The sequence below is a fragment of the Kocuria sp. ZOR0020 genome (assembly GCF_000800955.1).
GTDB lineage: Bacteria > Actinomycetota > Actinomycetes > Actinomycetales > Micrococcaceae > Kocuria > Kocuria subflava.
This window is the reverse complement of sequence record NZ_JROX01000455.1, coordinates 1-1,601: the sequence shown is the minus strand read 5'-3', so window position 1 is coordinate 1,601 and position 1,601 is coordinate 1. Positions and strand designations below refer to the sequence as shown.

Here is a 1,601-nt window from a genome sequence, read left to right as displayed (position 1 = left end):
TGAGTCGGCGGGCCGCCGCGACTGCCTCCTCGACAGAGGCTTGCGTCAGCTTATGGTTGACGCCACGGCGGCGTCAACCTATGGTTGACCCATGGTTCGTGAGAAGAAGACCCCCACCAGCTACACGTTGGGCGTCGTCCTGCTGTACGTACCGGTCGCCCTTGGTCTGCTGGTGGTGTTCGACATCCTGGCAAGCACTACATGGATGCAGATCACCACGACGGTCGTCATCATCGCGTGCGTGGGCATCGGCTCATACCTGGCCTGGTGGGGCAAGCGCCCGCGTCAGGCCAGGGGCGAGTGGATCCCCTCGAAGACGCTGCCCAAGGACGACGACGCAGAATGAGCGCCGAGGCGACGAATGAGCCATCCGCGCGAGACAAACTGCAGGATGCGCTGAGCGCTTTGAGTCCGGTGGCTGAGCCGAAGAGCCCAGAAGATTTCCTCCAGGTGGTGAAAGCCGCCCATCGGATCGAGCGTGAGGCACGTCAGCTGCTCCAGATGAGTGTGCTGACTGCTCGTGCGGCGGGCACTACATGGGGTGATGTCGGTAAGACCCTTGGGATTTCGAAACAGGCAGCGCAGAAGCGATTCAGTCCGCCGAAGAACCTCCCTGCCCAAGACCTCGACGCGGACGAGCGGCTGCTGGGTCCGGTCGGACTCTTCGACGAGATGGAGGAGCTCAACCTTGCTGGTCGCTACGGGTGGCACAGCGTCGGCTTCGGAATAGCCCACCACCATGTAGTTCGGTCGTCGACCCAGTGGGAACACCGCCGCGTCGTCGGTGCCAAGAAGATCGCTGCCCTGGAAGCTGACGGCTGGGAGGTCTTCGGCAGATCCTTCCCCTACGCGTTCCTCAAAAGGGACACAGGAAGACCAGCGCTCAACGAAGCCTCGGTAGGTACAGGGACTCTTCGCAAACCAGGGGTGTAGCGGCGTGCTGCACGGTGTCGGCGCATCGGTGACCGGGTAGGGGTCGAGGTCTTCCAAGGATGGGAGTTCCTACATAGCCCATCTGGAAGACCTCGACGTGCCTGACGCTATCTTCGCGACCCCTGACCTCTCTACGTTCTGCCGCCTGGACGAGCTCGGCCTGGAGGTGACCGGCCAGCGGCTCGAGCCGGACCGGGCGGCGCTGGCGTGTCGGGTCGTCGATGACGATGAGGCCGACCAGTGGTGCCGACGCTGCGGCTGCGAGGGCGCCGTACGGGACACCGTGACCCGAGTGCTGGCGCACGAGCCGCTGGGCTGGCGGCCGACCACGCTGCTGGTGAGGATCTGTCGCTACCAGTGCAGCGGCTGCGGCCACGTGTGGCGTCAGGACACCGGTCGGGCCGCCGAACCTCGGGCGAAGCTGTCCCGCCGCGCGCTGCGCTGGGCGCTGGAAGCTCTGGTGGTCCAGCACCTGAGTGTTGCTCGGATCGCGCAGGGGTTGGCGGTGTCGTGGAACACCGCCAACGACGCGGTCCTGGCCGAGGGCAGGCGCGTCCTGATCGACGACGTCCAGCGCTTCGACGGCGTCGCGGTCATCGGCGTCGACGAGCACGTCTGGCGCCACACCCGCCGCGGCGACAAGTACGTCACCGTGATCATCGACCTCA

General features: G+C 65.5%; 2 protein-coding genes and 1 pseudogene. All 3 read left to right on the top strand.

Annotated elements, in window-relative coordinates:
* Positions 1-91: 91 nt before the first annotated feature.
* Complete coding sequence (locus L979_RS14155; RefSeq protein WP_047692923.1) at positions 92-346, top strand: hypothetical protein; 255 nt, start codon at positions 92-94, stop codon at positions 344-346.
* Complete coding sequence (locus L979_RS14150; RefSeq protein WP_052209921.1) at positions 343-933, top strand: hypothetical protein; 591 nt, start codon at positions 343-345, stop codon at positions 931-933. Before L979_RS14155 ends, L979_RS14150 begins: the two co-directional genes overlap by 4 nt.
* 97 nt (positions 934-1,030) lie before the next feature.
* Positions 1,031-1,601, top strand: a pseudogene (locus tag L979_RS14145) (transposase family protein); the annotation flags it as partial.

What these genes read in the sequence shown, in the direction of transcription:
- L979_RS14155 (WP_047692923.1), top strand. Translation starts at nt 92, where the DNA reads ATGGTTCGTGAGAAGAAGACCCCCACCAGCTACACGTTGGGCGTCGTC.
- L979_RS14150 (WP_052209921.1), top strand. Translation starts at nt 343, where the DNA reads ATGAGCGCCGAGGCGACGAATGAGCCATCCGCGCGAGACAAACTGCAG.